Origin of the sequence: Streptomyces sp. NRRL F-5123, from assembly GCF_000721495.1 — a bacterium.
Lineage (GTDB): Bacteria > Actinomycetota > Actinomycetes > Streptomycetales > Streptomycetaceae > Actinacidiphila.
In genome coordinates this window covers 23,748-38,021 of sequence record NZ_JOHY01000061.1, presented here as the reverse complement: position 1 = coordinate 38,021, position 14,274 = coordinate 23,748, and the positions used below count along the sequence as shown (strand labels likewise).

Sequence of the window (14,274 nt, the reverse complement as noted above, 5' to 3'; positions counted from 1 at the left end):
AACATATCTGGCGTTGACTTTTGGCACGCTGTTGAGTTCTCAAGGAACGGAAGCTTCCTTCGAGACCGTTTCACCGGCCCCTCCGGGCTTTCCCTTCGTGTTTCCCAGCTTACCGGACTCCCGAGCCGATTCATAATCGGCCGTTTCCCGCTCAGCATTTCGATTTTCGGCACACCGAAAATCGCCCCGCTGAAGGGGTGGGCGTAGGTAGTTGGGTGGCCGCCCCGGCGGCTGGAGCTGGTGTGAGCCAGGTCTCCGGGCCGTTTTGGCGACTCGGACTACGTTACGTACATGTGGCGGCCGAGTCAAGCTCGGCCGCCGTTCAAACGTATTTTTCCGGCCACGTCCCGGTCGGGACAGTGGTCAGCGGACCTCGACCGCCGCCAGGTTGCGCTTGCCGCGGCGCAGGACGAGCCACCGGCCGTGGATGAGGTCGTCCCGCGTGGGGGTGGCGTCCTCGTCCGTGACCTTGGTGTTGTTGAGGTAGGCCCCGCCCTCCTTGATGGTGCGGCGGGCCGCCGACTTGCTCGGGACCAGCTCGGTCAGGGCGAGCAGGTCGGCGATCGGGGCCGGCTCGGTCACCTGGGCGTGCGGCAGCTCGCTGAGGGCCGCGGCCAGGGTGGGCTCGTCGAGTTCGGCGAGATCGCCCTGGCCGAAAAGCGCCCTTGAAGCGGCGATCACAGCCGCGCACTGGTCGGCGCCGTGGACGAGGGTGGTGAGCTCCTCGGCGAGGGCGCGCTGGGCCGTGCGGGCCTGCGGGCGCTCGGCCGTGAGCTGCTCCATCTCCTCCAGCTCCGCCCGGCTGCGGAAGCTGAGCATACGCATGTAGGTGGAGATGTCCCGGTCGTCCTGATTCAGCCAGAACTGGTAGAAGGCGTAGGGCGTCGTCATCTCGGGGTCGAGCCAGACGGCGCCGCCCTCGGTCTTCCCGAACTTGGTGCCGTCCGCCTTGACCATGAGTGGGGTGGCCATGCAGTGCACGTCGGCGCCCGGCTCCAGCCGGTGGATGAGGTCGAGGCCGGCGGTCAGGTTGCCCCACTGGTCGCTGCCGCCCTGCTGGAGGGTGCAGCCGTAGCGGCGGTACAGCTCCAGGAAGTCCATGCCCTGGAGCAGCTGGTAGCTGAACTCCGTGTAGCTGATGCCCTGCTCGGACTCCAGTCGGCGGGCGACGGCGTCCTTGGTGAGCATCTTGTTGACGCGGAAGTGCTTGCCGATGTCGCGCAGGAACTCGATAGCCGACAGACCGGCCGTCCAGTCCAGGTTGTTGACCATGAGTGCGGCGTTGTCGCCCTCGAAGGAGAGGTAGGGCTCGATCTGAGCACGCAGCCGGCCGACCCAGGCGGCGACCGTCTCCGGGGCGTTCAGGGTGCGCTCGGCCGTGGGGCGGGGGTCGCCGATCTGGCCGGTGGCGCCGCCGACGAGGGCGAGCGGGCGGTGGCCGGCGAGCTGGAGGCGGCGCACGGTGAGGACCTGGACGAGGTGGCCGACGTGCAGGCTGGCCGCGGTCGGGTCGAAGCCGCAATAGAAGGTGACGGGACCGTCCGCGAGTGCCTTGCGCAAGGCGTCCTCGTCGGTGGACAGCGAGAAGAGCCCGCGCCACTTCAGGTCGTCGACGATGTCCGTCACGGCTTCGTGTCTCCTTGGTTCTGCTGATGGGCGCGGAGCTGCTGCTCCGCGCCCTGGCAGGCTACCGCCGCTTGCGCGGGGCGTGCGCGCGGTAAGGGCTCACGGTGGGGTCGCCGTCGATCCAGTAGCGCCAGGGGTGGGCGGCTCCGGCGCCGCCGACGCCGGTGCGCGGGCCGGTGCGGACGGCGGCGGGGTCGGGCGGGGTGCCGGTGAGGATGCGGAAGGGGCCGCCGGGGGCGCAGGCGTCGGCGCCGTTGAGGGCGCGGTCGACGGAGAGGGCGGTGGCGAGCCGGGCGGGGCCCTGGGCGAGGTCGGTGTCCTTGCGCGAGGTGGGGCGGTGGCGGCGGGCGAGGTCGGCGCCGGCGGTGACGTGGCCGGCCCGCAGCAGGATTCCGGCGGCCTTGCCCACGGGTCCGCAGACCAGGTTCAGGCAGTGCCACATGCCGTAGGTGAAGTAGACGTAGGTGTGGCCGGGCGGGCCGAACATGACGGCGTTGCGGTCGGTGCGGCCGCGGTAGGCGTGGGAGCCGGGGTCGTTGGGGCCGTCGTAGGCCTCGACCTCGGTGAGCCGCAGGTCGATCGGGCCGTCGTCGGTGGTGCGGACGAGGACGCGGCCGAGGAGGTCCGGCGCGATCTCCAGGACCGGCCGGTCGAAGAACGCGCGGTCCAGCGGGGCCCGCTCGGGTGCGGTGATCACGGTCCGGAAGCGTACCGGAGCGGGGTGGAACCACCCCGGGGTGCGCTGCGTTCGTAGTGTTCGCCAAGATCTGTGCACGACACGGCAAAGCGAAGGGGACGGGTGTCCGTAATGGGCTTCAGGAAGATGATGGCGAGTCTGGGCGCGGGCGGGGCGTCGGTGGAGACCGAGCTGCACCAGGCGGACGTGACGCCGGGCGGGGTGATCCACGGCGAGGTGCGGATCGAGGGGGGTTCGGTCGACCAGCGCATCCAGGGGGTGTCGGTGGGGCTGCAGGCCCGCGTCGAGGTCGAGACGAAGAACGCCCAGGGCGAGGACACCGAGTACCACCAGAACATCGAGTTCCACACGCTGCAGGTGGGCGGGGAGTTCGTGATCCAGCCGCGGGCGGTGCACACGCTGCAGTTCGCGCTGGAGGTGCCGTGGGAGACGCCGGTGACGATGTTCATGGGGCGGCAGCTGACCGGGATGAACGTCGGTGTGACGACGGAGCTGCAGATCGCGCGGGCGGTCGACAAGGGCGACCTGGACCCGGTGAACGTGCACCCGCTGCCGGCGCAGGACGCGCTGCTCGAGGCCTTCGGGCGGCTGGGCTTCCGCTTCCACAGCGCGGACCTGGAGAAGGGGCACGTGCACGGGACGCGGCAGCGGCTGCCGTTCTACCAGGAGATCGAGTTCAAGGTGCCGGAGCAGTACCGCGGGCTCAAGGAGGTGGAGCTGACCTTCGTGGCCGACGGCAACGAGATGGACGTGGTGCTGGAGATGGACAAGAAGGGCGCCTTCACCGGTGGCGACACGCACCGCTCCTTCGTGATGAACATGCAGTCCTTTGAGCACACGGACTGGGCGGACTACCTCCATCAGTGGCTGGCCGAGGTGGGAGCGAAGCGGAACTGGTTCTAGGGTCCTACGCTCGGACCGGCAGGTTGGTGCGAGACCGACTGATCGAATCGAGAGGTGTCGAGGTGTCCGAGCAAGCGCGGCGACCGCTTCCCCATGACTTCCACCCGCAGGTGCCGGAGTTCACCGTCGTGAGCGACGGGATGACGCACGAGGGAGTGCTCCCCGACGACCAGGTCCACGCGGAGGGCAACGTCTCGCCGCATCTGCGGTGGGAGGGCTTCCCGGCGGAGACCAGGAGCTTCGCCGTGACGTGCTACGACCCGGACGCGCCGACCGGCAGCGGTTTCTGGCACTGGGTGCTGTTCGACATCCCCGCGTCGGTGACGGAGCTGCCGCGGGGTGCGGGCTCGGGGGATTTCGTGGGGCTCCCGGACGGTGCGGTGCACGCCCGCAACGACTACGGGACGCGGGATTTCGGCGGGGCGGCGCCGCCCGCCGGGGACGGTCCGCACCGCTACGTCTTCACCGTCTTCGCGGTGGACCAGGAGAAGCTGGGTGTGGACGCGGGTGCCTCGCCCGCGGTCGTGGGCTTCAACCTGCGCTTCCACACGCTGGCGCGGGCGGCGCTGATCGCCGAGTACGAGGTGTCGGGCGGCTGAGCCGCCGTACCCGCCGGCCGTGGCGGGAAGGCGGGGTGGCCGGCGGTTAATGCGTTGCGCCCCGCGGCCGCCGCGCCGCACAGTGGTGGGTGCCCGGCTCGCCGGTGCCCCCGGTCATGCGCCCGGGCGGCGCGGCTCGACACCGGGCAGGCCGGCACCGCTTCGGCGGGGGCGGCGGGGTGTGGCGCTGGGCGGTACCACGCGCCCTCCGCCGCCTGCCGGGCCCCGGTCGTCCGGACCGGGCGTCCGCGCCGGCCGGAGCGCTCCGGATGCCGGGGATTCCACCTCCTCACGGCGTCCGGGGCGCAGTCTTTCCTGTTTCCGGGGGCGGAGTGTTCCCCGGCTCTTTGCCGCGCTCTCCTTTCGCGGCCATCTCCTGTCCCCTGAGGGGAAATTGCGTTGTCCGTGCGGCAAACGCACGGGCACAGTGGAGCCACTTCGCCGAGGGGCGGAGCGGAGCCGGGAGGTGGGCGGAAATGCGTGAGACGCTGGTGCTGAACGCGAGTTTCGAGCCGCTGTCGACGGTGTCGCTGCACCGCGCGGTGGTCCTGGTGATGCAGGACAAGGCCGTCGTCGAGCAGGCGCATTCGGGTCTGCGCTTCCGTGCCGCCCAGGTGGACATCCCGGTGCCGCAGGTGATCCGGCTGTGCCGGTACGTACGGGTGCCCTTCCGACAACGGGCCCCGTGGTCGCGGCGCGGGGTGCTGGTGCGCGACCGGCACCGGTGCGCGTACTGCGGGCGGCGGGCGGCGACGGTCGACCACGTGGTGCCCAAGTCGCACGGCGGCGCGGACAGCTGGCTGAACACGGTCGCGGCCTGCTCGGAGGACAACCAGCGCAAGGCGGACCGTACGCCGGAGCAGGCCGGGATGCGGCTGCTGGCGCAGCCGTTCGAGCCGACACCGGCGGACGCGCTGCTGCTGGCGCTGGGTGTGCGGGACCGCGCGGCGCTGCCGGAGTGGCTGGCCCGTACGGCATGAGCGGGTAGGGCGCACGGTGTGGAGGGCGGCCGGGCCGGTCGGGGACGACGGGGCCGGCCGCCTTCGTGCGTGCGGGGCTACTTGAGGATGAGCTGGACGATGGCCACGATGCCGACGGCCACGATCAGGCCGCGCAGCGCGGCGGGCGGCAGCCGGCGGCCGACGCGGGCGCCGATGAGGCCGCCGATGGTCGCGCCGACGGCGACGAGCCCTACGGCGGCCCAGTCCATGTCGGCGACGAAGATGAAGAGCACCGCGGCGATGCCGTTGACCATGGCGGCCAGCACGTTCTTCAGGCCGTTGATGCGCTGGAGGGTCTCGTCGAGCATCAGGCCCATGAGGGAGAGGTAGATGACGCCCTGGGCAGCGCCGAAGTAGCCGCCGTAGGCGCTGGCCACGAACATCCCGAGGGCGAGCAGCGCGCCGCCGTGGGCGGGGGCGGTGGTGCCCTGGCGCTCCCGGCGGGCCTGGACGGCGCGGCTGAGCCGGGGTTGGAGGACGACCAGCACCAGGGCGGCGGCGATGAGGACCGGCACGATGGCGTGGAAGGCCTTGGAGGGCAGGGTGACCAGCAGGACGGCGCCGGTGGCGCCGCCGAGCAGGGCGACCAGGCCGAGGCGGATCAGCCGCTCGCGCTGCCCGGCCAGTTCGCGCCGGTAGCCGATGGCGCCGGTGATCGAGCCGGGGACGAGGCCGAGGGCGTTGGAGACGTTGGCGGTGACCGGGGACAGGCCGACGGCGACGAGGACCGGGAAGGTCAGCAGCGTGCCGGAGCCGACGATGGTGTTGATGGTGCCGGCGCCGACCCCTGCGGCGAGGACGGCAAGGGCTTCCAGTGGGGACATTGGGCTCTCCGTGGTCGGTGCGCCTCCTCCCCGCCGGTACGTCCCGGTCGAGGGGGGCGCTGTGATCATGTCACAGCGCGGCGCCGCCGTCAGGGGCGTCCCGGTCCGTGGCCGCCCTGCCGTGGGGGGTTGCCGTAGGGGCCGCCGTCAGTCCTTGTCGAAGGGGGCGGCCTCGCGGCGGGGTGCCGGGGCGGTCGCGCCCTGGCCGCCGTTACCGCCGTTGCCGCCGTTGCCGCCGTTGCCGACACCGGGGAGGTTGACTATCCCGCCGAGGCCCTTGAGGGCGTCGTTGAGCTCGCTGGGGATGATCCAGAGCTTGTTGGCCTCGCCCTCGGCGATCTTCGGGAGCATCTGCAGGTACTGGTAGGCCAGCAGCTTCTGGTCCGGGTCGCCCGCGTGGATGGACTCGAAGACGGTGCGGATCGCCTGCGCCTCGCCCTCGGCGCGCAGCGCGGCGGCCTTGGCCTCACCTTCGGCGCGCAGGATCTGCGACTGCTTCTCGCCTTCGGCGGTGAGGATCTGCGACTGGCGGACACCTTCGGCGGTGAGGATCGCGGCGCGCTTGTCCCGGTCGGCGCGCATCTGCTTCTCCATCGAGTCCTGGATGGAGGTGGGCGGCTCGATGGCCTTGAGTTCGACGCGGTTGACGCGGATGCCCCACTTGCCGGTGGCCTCGTCGAGGACGCCGCGCAGTGCCGCGTTGATCTCCTCGCGGGAGGTGAGGGTGCGCTCCAGGTCCATGCCGCCGATGATGTTGCGCAGCGTGGTGACGGTCAGCTGCTCGATGGCCTGGATGTAGCTGGCGACCTCGTACGTCGCGGCGCGGGCGTCGGTCACCTGGTAGTAGATGACGGTGTCGATGTTGACGACCAGGTTGTCCTGGGTGATCACCGGCTGCGGCGGGAAGGGCACGACCTGCTCGCGCAGGTCGATGCGGTTGCGGATGGTGTCGATGAAGGGCACCACGATGTTCAGCCCGGCGCTGAGGGTGCGGGTGTAGCGGCCGAAGCGCTCGACGATGGCGGCGCTGGCCTGCGGAATGACCTGGACCGTCTTGATGAGTGCGATGAAGACGAGCACCACCAGGATGATCAGGACGATGATGATGGGCTGCATGTCCACTCCCCGCACCGGTTGTCGGCGGAATACGGTGTGACTCCAGGAACTCCGACGTGATCGATCTTCGCAGAGCAGCAGCCCGCCGCGGGCCGGTTCGGCGAATTGCCGGTCCGCGGACGGCGGTTGCCCCGCCGGTGTCGTCACATGACGACGGCGGTCGCCCCGTCGATCTCGACGACGTCCACCTGCTCTCCCGGGTCGAAGACCCGGCCCTCCTCCAGCGCGCGCGCCGACCACACCTCACCGGCGAGCTTGATCCGGCCGTCGGCGCCGCTGTCGACCCGTTCCAGGACGACGGCCTGCCGTCCCTTGAGCGCGTCGATGCCGCTGCGCTGGCCGGCGGTCTGCCGGTTGCGGTAGGCGATCGGGCGGACGAAGACCAGGAGTGCAACGGAGATCACCACGAAGGTGATGACCTGGGCGACGATCCCGCCGTCCATTCCCGCCGCCGCGGCGCCGCCGAGCGCGCCGACCGCGAACATGCCGAACTCCGGCATCGCCGTGATCACCAGCGGGATGCCGAGTCCCACTGCGGCTATCAGCCACCACACCCATGCGTCCACACGTCAATCGTAGGGCCCTGCCCAGTGGTTGGGGCAGTACGCGTCGGTGAAAGCCGGGTGCGGGAGGTGCGCCGGGTGCGTGCGCCCGGCGCACGCTGCGGGTCCGGGCCGGTCCGGGCCGGGGGCCGGCGCGGGTCAGGGCCGGGGGCCGGCGCGGGTCAGGGCCGGGGGCCGGCGCGGGTCAGGACAGCGGCAGCCCGGCGGCGGTGAAGCGGTCGCCGCGGCGCTCGACGACGAGCGGGAGGCCGAAGCAGAGGGAGAGGTTGCGGGAGGTCAGCTCGGTCTCGATGGGGCCGGCCGCGACGACCTTGCCCTGCCGGATCATCAGCACGTGGGTGAAGCCGGGGGCGATCTCCTCGACGTGGTGGGTGACCATGATCATGGCGGGCGCGATGGGGTCGCGGGCGAGCCGGCCCAGGCGGCGTACCAGGTCCTCACGGCCGCCGAGGTCGAGGCCCGCGGCGGGCTCGTCGAGCAGCAGCAGCTCGGGGTCGGACATCATCGCGCGGGCGATCAGGGTGCGCTTGCGCTCGCCCTCGGAGAGGGTGCCGAACCTGCGGTCCAGGAAGTCGCTCATGCCGAGCCGGTCGAGGAAGGCGCGGGCGCGGTCCTCGTCGACCTTCTCGTAGCCCTCGTTCCAGGTCGCGGTCATGCCGTAGGCGGCGGTGAGCACGGTCTCCAGGACGGTCTGCCGGCGCGGCATCTTCTCGGCCATCGCGGCGCCGGCCATGCCGATGCGCGGGCGCAGGTCGAAGACGTCGACGCCGCCGAGCTTCTCACCGAGGACCGAGACGGTGCCGCTGGTGGGGAAGAGGTAGCTGGACGCGACGTTGAGCAGCGTGGTCTTGCCGGCGCCGTTGGGGCCGAGGATGACCCAGCGCTGGCCCTCGGCGACCGACCACGAGACGTGGTCCACCAGAGCGCGTCCGTCGCGGACCACGGATACGTCCACCAGCTCCAGCACATCGCTCATGAGCGCGTTGTCTCCCATTGCAGTCTCGTGATTCCGGTGGTGCCGGTCCGGCACGTCCGCGGAGGTGACCCCTTGGGAGAAAACTTACGCCACCGCACGACCGGTCCAGTCCATAGGCTGGGGGCATGCTTGATGAACCTCGTTCAGGGCGGCTGACCGCATGGGGAAATGCCCTGCTTGCCGGACTTGCCGCCCCCGATGACGTCGCGCAGCGGATCGTGGCGGACGACGCGGTGCACCGCATGGCGTACCTGCCCGGGGAGAACGGTCCGGTGGGCCTGACGCTGGGCCTGGGCCGGCTGCGGGCGCTGGGCGTGACCGGGCTGCGGCTCGCGCTGCCGGTGGCCGGGCACCCGCTGGGGCTGAGCGGCCCGCCGGAGTTCAACGACCTGGCGTTGGAAGCGGGCGAGGCGGTGCTGACCGCGGGCGCGGTGCCGCTGGGCCTGGTGCCGCGGGTGCACGAGGCGGGCCCGGAGGGCGATGTGCACGTCGAGGTGGAGTGGCGGTGCCTGCCGGTACGGGACGCGCCGCCGGCCGACGTGCCGTCGCTGGGCGAGGCCGAGCGGGAGCTGGCCGAGGCGCTGCGGGACGCGACGGCGGCGCTCACGGCGCTGGACGTCGCGGGCACCGGCGGCCCGACCGCGCACGCGGCGCTGGAGGCCTACCGGGCGCGGGCGGAGCGCGGCCGGGAGGTGCTGGCGCCGGGGTATCCGGCACGGGCGGTGCGGGTGCTGGAGCTCGCGCAGCGGGTCGCGGCGCTGGTGGAGATCGCGGGCGGCGGGCACGGCGCGGCGGTCAGCGCCTCGCAGATCGCGGCGCGCGCGGACCTGCTGCGCCCGGTGGAGCGCACCGCGCGGCGCGCGCAGGTGGCGGCGTACAACGCGTACGTGGAGGAGGCGGAGCGGCGCCGCGGTTGAGCAGTACCGGCCGGGGTCAGTCCCCGACGCCGTTGCGTACGGCCCACAGGGCGGCCTGGGTGCGGTCGGCGAGGTCCAGCTTCATGAGGATGTTGGACACGTGCGTCTTGACCGTCTTCTCCGACAACACCAGCGCGCGGGCGATCTCCCGGTTGGAGCGGCCGTCGGCGATGTGGGCCAGCACCTCGTTCTCCCGGTCCGTCAGTGTGCCGCCGCGGCCCTGCCCGGAGCCGGGCCCGCCGCCCTGGTCCTGGGAGAGCAGCGCGCCGGCCACCTCGGGCTGGAGCAGGACGTGCCCGGCGTGCACCGAGCGGATGGCGTCGGCGAGCGCGACCGGGTCGACGTCCTTGTAGACGTAGCCCGAGGCCCCGGCGCGCAGCGCGGGCACCACGGTGCGCTGCTCGGTGAAGCTCGTGACGATGAGCACCCGGGCGCCGCTGCCCGCGTCGCGCAGCAGCCGCAGCGCCTCGATGCCGTCCGTGCCGGGCATCTTGACGTCCATCAGGATCACGTCGGGCCGCAGCTCCCGGGCGCGGTCGACGCCTTCCTGCCCGTCGGCGGCCTCGCCGACGACCTCGATGTCGCCCTGGACCTCCAGGAAGGTGCGCAGGCCGCGGCGTACGACCTGGTGGTCGTCCACCAGCAGGACGCGGATCACACTGTCAGCCACCGGGCACCTCCAGTTCGATGACGGTGCCCTTGCCGGGCGCCGACTGCACGCTAAGGCGGCCGCCGACGGCGCCCGCGCGGTCCCGCATGGACACCAGCCCGAAGTGCCGTCCGGCAGTGCGGACCGAGTCGGGGTCGAAGCCGCTCCCGTCGTCGCCGACGCGCAGCAGGGCGCCCTTGCCGCGGCCTTCGAGCCGGACGGCGACCTCGCTCGCGCCCGCGTGCCGCAGCGCGTTGTGCAGGGCCTCCTGGGCGACGCGCAGCACGACCTCCTCCTGGGAGGCGGGCAGCGCGCGGACGGCGCGGCACTCGAAGGTGACCTTGGCGGAGTGCACCCTGTTGAGGACGTCGGTCTGGGTGCGCAGCGTCGCCACGAGCCCGTCGTCGTCCAGCGCGGCCGGGCGCAGCTCGACGACCACGGCGCGCAGCTCGTCGGCGGCCTCGGCGGCGAGTTGCACGACCTCGCGCAGCTGCTCCTTGGCGCGTTCCGGGTCGCGGCCGATGAGGGACGTCGCGGCCTGGGCGGTGAGGCGCAGTGAGAAGAGTTTCTGGGACACCGCGTCGTGCAGCTCGTGGGCGATCCTGGCCCGCTCCCCCACGAGCGTCAGCTCGCGGCTGCGCTCGTAGAGCCGGGCGTTGGTGAGGGCGATGGCGGCGTGGTCGGCGAGGATGCGCAGCAGGTCCTCGTCCTCCTGGCTGAAGTGGTGCCGCTCGGCCGGGCGCTTCTCGCACACCTTGTTGGCCAGGAAGAGGGCCCCGAGGATCTCCTCGCCGTCCATGACCGGCATGCCGATGAAGTCCCGCATCACCGGGTGGCGGCGCGGCCAGCCCTCGAAGGCGGGGAAGTCGCGTACGTCGTCGAGCCGCTGCGGGGTGGCCTCGTGCAGCATCGCGGCGAGGATGCCGTGCTGGCGGGGCAGCGGGCCGATGGCCTTCCACTGCTCGTCGCTGACGCCCGAGACCACGAACTGCGCGAAGCCGCCGTGGTCGTCGGGCACGCCGAGCGCGGCGTACTCGGCGGCCAGCAGCTCGCGCGCGGAGGCGACGATGGTCTGCAGGACCTCGCGCACCTCCAGCCGGCGGTTCATCGCCAGCACGGCGGCGCTGACCGCCTCGATCCCGCCCCTGGGCGGCCTGTCCGACATGCCTCCACCGTACCGGCGGCAGGTCACGGGCCGGATGCGGCGCCAGGCGGAGGGGCGCGGGGCACTTTCGTCCTACGCCCTTGTGACCCCGCGGGGTAGGGCGGCCGCCCGACGCGGCCGGCGACGGGTGGTTCCTACGGTGAGGGCGCGGGTCCGGCGGCAGGCCGGGCCGGTGTCCGCGGCGGCCGGGGCGACTGCGCTCCGGCGGGCGCGGCGGAGTGCGTCGATCACGAAGCGAGGGCGGAACCATGCCGGTGGCGATCATCACGGGGGCGTCGAGGGGGCTCGGGCGGGCGCTGGCCGCGGAGCTGGCGGGGCGCGGCTGGTCCCTGGTGCTGGACGGGCGGGACGCGGCGGCGCTGCGGGCGGCGGCCGCGCAGCTGGAGCGAGGCGCGGGGGGAGGTGCGGCAGGGGATACCGGGGCGGTGGTGCGGGCGGTGCCGGGGGACGTGACCGACGCGGAGCACCGGGCGGCGCTGGTGGCCGGGGCGGTGGCGCTGGGCGGGGTGGATCTGCTGGTCAACAACGCCAGTGCGCTGGGCGCCGAGCCGCTCGTGCCGCTGGCCGAGCTGCCGCCGGCGGGGCTGCGGCGGGCGCTGGAGGTCAACGTGACCGCGCCGCTCGCGCTGGTCCAGGAGGCGCTGCCGGCGCTGCGGGCGGCCTCGGGCGCGGTGCTGAACGTCAGCTCGGACGCGGCGGTGGAGGCGTACGGGGACTGGGGCGGCTACGGGGCGAGCAAGGCCGCGCTGGACCAGCTCTCGGCGGTGCTGGCCGTGGAGGAGCCGTCTCTGCGGGTGTGGGCGGTGGACCCGGGCGACCTGCGGACGGAGCTGTACGCGGCGGCGGTGCCGGACGACCCGGACTTCGACGCGCGCACGCTGCCGGAGGAGGTCGCGCCGGTGCTGCTGCGGCTGCTGGAGCGGCGCGCGGCGAGCGGGCGCTACACCGCCTCGGGACTGCGGGGGGCGTGATGGCGACGACGAGCCGGGAGCGTGGCACAGACCCTGCGACAAACAGGATGAAAACGGTCAGCAAAGATTCCCTCCGCACATCCCGAAAGGGTGGCTATTCGGACATTTCCACCGCTCCGGAGATCCTGCGGGACTTCCGGGTGCCGTCCGGATCCCTCGCGGCGGCGCCGCCGTCCCGCCGGGACGCCGTACGGCTGCTGGTCGGGGAGCGCTCCACCGGGGCGGTCGGGCACCACGCCTTCCGTGACCTGCCGGGCCTGCTGCGGGCCGGTGACGTGCTGGTCGTGAACACCTCCAGGACGCTGCCGGCAGCGCTCGACGCCGAACTGGCGGGCGAGCCGGTGGTGGTGCACTTCTCGACCCGGCGGGACGACGGGCGCTGGGTCGTGGAGGTCCGCAGCCCCGACGGGCGGGGCTCGACGGTCCGCCGGGCGGGCGGGCCCGCGGGCGCGGCGCTGCGGCTGCGGGGCGGCGGCGAGCTGGTGCTGGACCGCCCGCTGGTGGCGGGTGCCGACCGGCTGTGGGTCGCGTCGCCCTCGATGGCCGACCCGGTCCCGCGGCTGCACCGGCACGGCAGGCCCATCCGCTACGGCTACACCGAGCGCGACCAGCCCCTTTCCGCCTACCAGACGGTCTTCGCCCGCCCCTCGGCGGACGGCCGGGCCTCGGCGGAGATGCCGAGTGCGGCCCGGCCCTTCACCACGCCGCTGGTGACCGAGCTGGTCAGCCGCGGGGTGCAGATCGCGCCGATCGTGCTGCACACCGGGGTGGCCTCCGCCGAGGCGCACGAGCCGCCGTACGCCGAGCCCTACGCCGTACCCGCGGCCACCGCGTGGCAGGTCAACGCGGCGCGGGCGGCCGGCGGGCGGGTCGTCGCGGTGGGGACGACGGCCGTGCGCGCGCTGGAGTCGGCGGCGGACGGGCGCGGCACGGTGCGGGCGGCCGAGGGCTGGACGGAGCTGGTGGTCACCCCGGAGCGCGGGGTGCGCGCGGTGGACGGGCTGCTGACCGGGCTGCACGAGCCGGAGGCCTCGCATCTGCTGATGCTGCGGGCGGTGTCCGGGGACGCGCTGCTGGAGCGGGTCTACGCCGCCGCGCTCCAGGAGCGTTACCTGTGGCACGAGTTCGGCGACGTGAACCTGCTGCTGCCGTAAAGAGCACCCCAATAAGGCTCACATAAAGCACCCCCGCGGTCACCCCCAGCGACCCCGGGGGTGCGGCCGTGTGAGGTGACCTACAGGACGTGCGTCACATACTAAGCACCCTAGTGGAATAACGCCCCAGAAGGCCCACGGGATTTCTCCCGGATGCGGCACTCCCTTCGGCCCGCACCTACGAAAGCGAATCGTAGCCGCCTTCATTGACCCCCGTTTTGCGAGCCCTTAAGAATTCTCGGGTCCGCAACCGGAAGAGGTCATTCCATGCAGCTCCCCACGATCCCGAAGATCGGCCGACTGTCCAAGAAGCACAAGATCACGGCGGCCGGTGCCGCCGCCGCGGCTGCTGTTGTCCTGGCCGTCACCGGTCTCCAGGTGACCGGCGGGACCGCTGAGGCCAAGGGCGAGGCGACCGGCTTCTCGGTCGAGAACGGCCAGCAGGTCAAGGACCTCGACGCGCAGGCCGGGCTCGCCTCGCAGAAGGCGATCCAGGAGGACAGCGCGGCCAGGAAGAAGGCCGCCGACGCCCTCGCCGCCCAGCAGAAGGCCGCCGCCGACGCGGCGGCGAAGAAGAAGGCCGCGGACGCCGAGGCCGCGAAGAAGAAGGCGGCCGCCGACGCCGCCGCCCGCGACAAGGCCAGGGCCGCCGCGAACCGGTCGAAGCAGCGCGCCGCGGTGAAGCCGGCGCCGAAGAAGACCGTCGCCCGGAAGACGGTCGTCAAGAAGGCCGTCCCGCAGAAGGTCGCCGCCGCGGCCCCGGTCGCGAAGATCGTCTACCCCGACAACCTCGACGGCTGGATTCGCGAGGCCCGCGCCGTACTGGCCGCGCACAACATCCCGGTGCCGACCTACAACGGCATCTACCGCAACATCATCCGCGAGTCCTCCGGCAACCCGAACGCCATCAACCTGTGGGACTCCAACGCCGCCAAGGGCATTCCCTCCAAGGGCCTGCTCCAGACCATCGACCCGACCTTCAACGCGTACCACGTCTCCGGTACGTCGTGGAACGTCTACAACCCGGTCGCGAACATCGCCGCGGCGTGCAACTACGCCTGGCACGTCTACGGCGGAATGGACAACGTCAACTCCGCGTACTGAGCGGCGTTT

The 14,274-nt window shown here is 72.5% G+C and carries 15 protein-coding genes; 7 read left to right on the top strand and 8 right to left on the bottom strand.

What is annotated here, in order from left to right:
* Positions 1–363 precede the first annotated feature (363 nt).
* Both tyrS and IH54_RS0132815 read right to left on the bottom strand, forming a co-directional pair.
* Positions 364–1,626, bottom strand: a complete 1,263-nt coding sequence (gene tyrS, locus IH54_RS0132820; protein ID WP_031523987.1) for a tyrosine--tRNA ligase — start codon at positions 1,624–1,626, stop codon at positions 364–366.
* Positions 1,627–1,687: 61 nt separating this feature from the next.
* Positions 1,688–2,323 carry a DNA-3-methyladenine glycosylase gene (locus tag IH54_RS0132815; protein ID WP_031523984.1) on the bottom strand — a complete coding sequence of 212 codons (636 nt, stop codon included), beginning with the start codon at positions 2,321–2,323 and terminating at the stop codon, positions 1,688–1,690.
* Positions 2,324–2,434: 111 nt separating this feature from the next.
* Here IH54_RS0132815 and IH54_RS0132810 point away from each other — a divergent pair, with 111 nt between their 5' ends.
* The 3 genes from IH54_RS0132810 to IH54_RS0132800 all read left to right on the top strand — a co-directional run bounded on the left by IH54_RS0132810 (position 2,435) and on the right by IH54_RS0132800 (position 4,805).
* The gene (locus tag IH54_RS0132810) at positions 2,435–3,226 is read left to right on the top strand and encodes a sporulation protein (protein WP_031523982.1); all 792 of its coding nucleotides are present in this window, start codon (positions 2,435–2,437) and stop codon (positions 3,224–3,226) included.
* 62 nt (positions 3,227–3,288) lie between these two features.
* Positions 3,289–3,825, top strand: coding sequence for a YbhB/YbcL family Raf kinase inhibitor-like protein (locus IH54_RS0132805; RefSeq protein ID WP_031523980.1), 537 nt, complete (start codon positions 3,289–3,291; stop codon positions 3,823–3,825).
* Positions 3,826–4,301: 476 nt separating this feature from the next.
* Complete coding sequence (locus IH54_RS0132800) at positions 4,302–4,805, top strand: HNH endonuclease (protein WP_031523978.1); 504 nt, start codon at positions 4,302–4,304, stop codon at positions 4,803–4,805.
* A 77-nt stretch (positions 4,806–4,882) separates the two neighbouring features.
* On the opposite strand, the gene IH54_RS0132795 is transcribed toward IH54_RS0132800, so the two are convergent.
* The 4 genes from IH54_RS0132795 to IH54_RS0132780 form a co-directional block, all read right to left on the bottom strand.
* Positions 4,883–5,650 carry a sulfite exporter TauE/SafE family protein gene (locus IH54_RS0132795; protein WP_031523976.1) on the bottom strand — a complete coding sequence of 256 codons (768 nt, stop codon included), beginning with the start codon at positions 5,648–5,650 and terminating at the stop codon, positions 4,883–4,885.
* Positions 5,651–5,797: 147 nt separating this feature from the next.
* Positions 5,798–6,766 (bottom strand): SPFH domain-containing protein, encoded by a 969-nt coding sequence (locus tag IH54_RS0132790; RefSeq protein WP_031523973.1) that lies wholly within the window; start codon positions 6,764–6,766, stop codon positions 5,798–5,800.
* Positions 6,767–6,909: 143 nt separating this feature from the next.
* A complete protein-coding gene (locus tag IH54_RS0132785; RefSeq protein WP_078862708.1) occupies positions 6,910–7,332 on the bottom strand; it encodes an NfeD family protein in 423 nt (140 codons plus the stop codon).
* 181 nt (positions 7,333–7,513) lie between these two features.
* Entirely contained in the window at positions 7,514–8,305 is a 792-nt protein-coding gene (locus IH54_RS0132780; protein ID WP_031523969.1) for an ABC transporter ATP-binding protein, read from the bottom strand.
* A 125-nt stretch (positions 8,306–8,430) separates the two neighbouring features.
* Here IH54_RS0132780 and IH54_RS0132775 point away from each other — a divergent pair, with 125 nt between their 5' ends.
* A complete protein-coding gene (locus IH54_RS0132775) occupies positions 8,431–9,222 on the top strand; it encodes a hypothetical protein (RefSeq protein WP_031523967.1) in 792 nt (263 codons plus the stop codon).
* Positions 9,223–9,238: 16 nt separating this feature from the next.
* On the opposite strand, the gene IH54_RS0132770 is transcribed toward IH54_RS0132775, so the two are convergent.
* Entirely contained in the window at positions 9,239–9,892 is a 654-nt protein-coding gene (locus IH54_RS0132770; protein ID WP_031523965.1) for a response regulator, read from the bottom strand.
* Positions 9,885–11,036, bottom strand: coding sequence for a GAF domain-containing sensor histidine kinase (locus IH54_RS0132765; RefSeq protein WP_031523963.1), 1,152 nt, complete (start codon positions 11,034–11,036; stop codon positions 9,885–9,887). Before IH54_RS0132765 ends, IH54_RS0132770 begins: the two co-directional genes overlap by 8 nt.
* Positions 11,037–11,284: 248 nt before the next feature.
* Here IH54_RS0132765 and IH54_RS0132760 point away from each other — a divergent pair, with 248 nt between their 5' ends.
* From IH54_RS0132760 to IH54_RS0132750, 3 genes are all read left to right on the top strand, one after another.
* On the top strand, positions 11,285–12,007 hold the full coding sequence (locus IH54_RS0132760; protein ID WP_031523961.1) for an SDR family NAD(P)-dependent oxidoreductase: 723 nt from the start codon (positions 11,285–11,287) through the stop codon (positions 12,005–12,007).
* A gap of 140 nt (positions 12,008–12,147) precedes the next feature.
* Positions 12,148–13,161, top strand: coding sequence for an S-adenosylmethionine:tRNA ribosyltransferase-isomerase (locus tag IH54_RS0132755; RefSeq protein ID WP_234344132.1), 1,014 nt, complete (start codon positions 12,148–12,150; stop codon positions 13,159–13,161).
* A gap of 267 nt (positions 13,162–13,428) precedes the next feature.
* Positions 13,429–14,265 (top strand): transglycosylase SLT domain-containing protein, encoded by an 837-nt coding sequence (locus tag IH54_RS0132750; protein ID WP_031523957.1) that lies wholly within the window; start codon positions 13,429–13,431, stop codon positions 14,263–14,265.
* Positions 14,266–14,274 lie beyond the last annotated feature (9 nt).

What these genes read in the sequence shown, in the direction of transcription:
- IH54_RS0132810 (WP_031523982.1), top strand. Translation starts at nt 2,435, where the DNA reads ATGGGCTTCAGGAAGATGATGGCGAGTCTGGGCGCGGGCGGGGCGTCG.
- IH54_RS0132800 (WP_031523978.1), top strand. Translation starts at nt 4,302, where the DNA reads ATGCGTGAGACGCTGGTGCTGAACGCGAGTTTCGAGCCGCTGTCGACG.
- IH54_RS0132795 (WP_031523976.1), bottom strand. Translation starts at nt 5,650, where the DNA reads ATGTCCCCACTGGAAGCCCTTGCCGTCCTCGCCGCAGGGGTCGGCGCC.
- IH54_RS0132790 (WP_031523973.1), bottom strand. Translation starts at nt 6,766, where the DNA reads ATGCAGCCCATCATCATCGTCCTGATCATCCTGGTGGTGCTCGTCTTC.
- IH54_RS0132780 (WP_031523969.1), bottom strand. Translation starts at nt 8,305, where the DNA reads ATGAGCGATGTGCTGGAGCTGGTGGACGTATCCGTGGTCCGCGACGGA.
- IH54_RS0132775 (WP_031523967.1), top strand. Translation starts at nt 8,431, where the DNA reads ATGCTTGATGAACCTCGTTCAGGGCGGCTGACCGCATGGGGAAATGCC.
- IH54_RS0132765 (WP_031523963.1), bottom strand. Translation starts at nt 11,036, where the DNA reads ATGTCGGACAGGCCGCCCAGGGGCGGGATCGAGGCGGTCAGCGCCGCC.
- IH54_RS0132760 (WP_031523961.1), top strand. Translation starts at nt 11,285, where the DNA reads ATGCCGGTGGCGATCATCACGGGGGCGTCGAGGGGGCTCGGGCGGGCG.
- IH54_RS0132750 (WP_031523957.1), top strand. Translation starts at nt 13,429, where the DNA reads ATGCAGCTCCCCACGATCCCGAAGATCGGCCGACTGTCCAAGAAGCAC.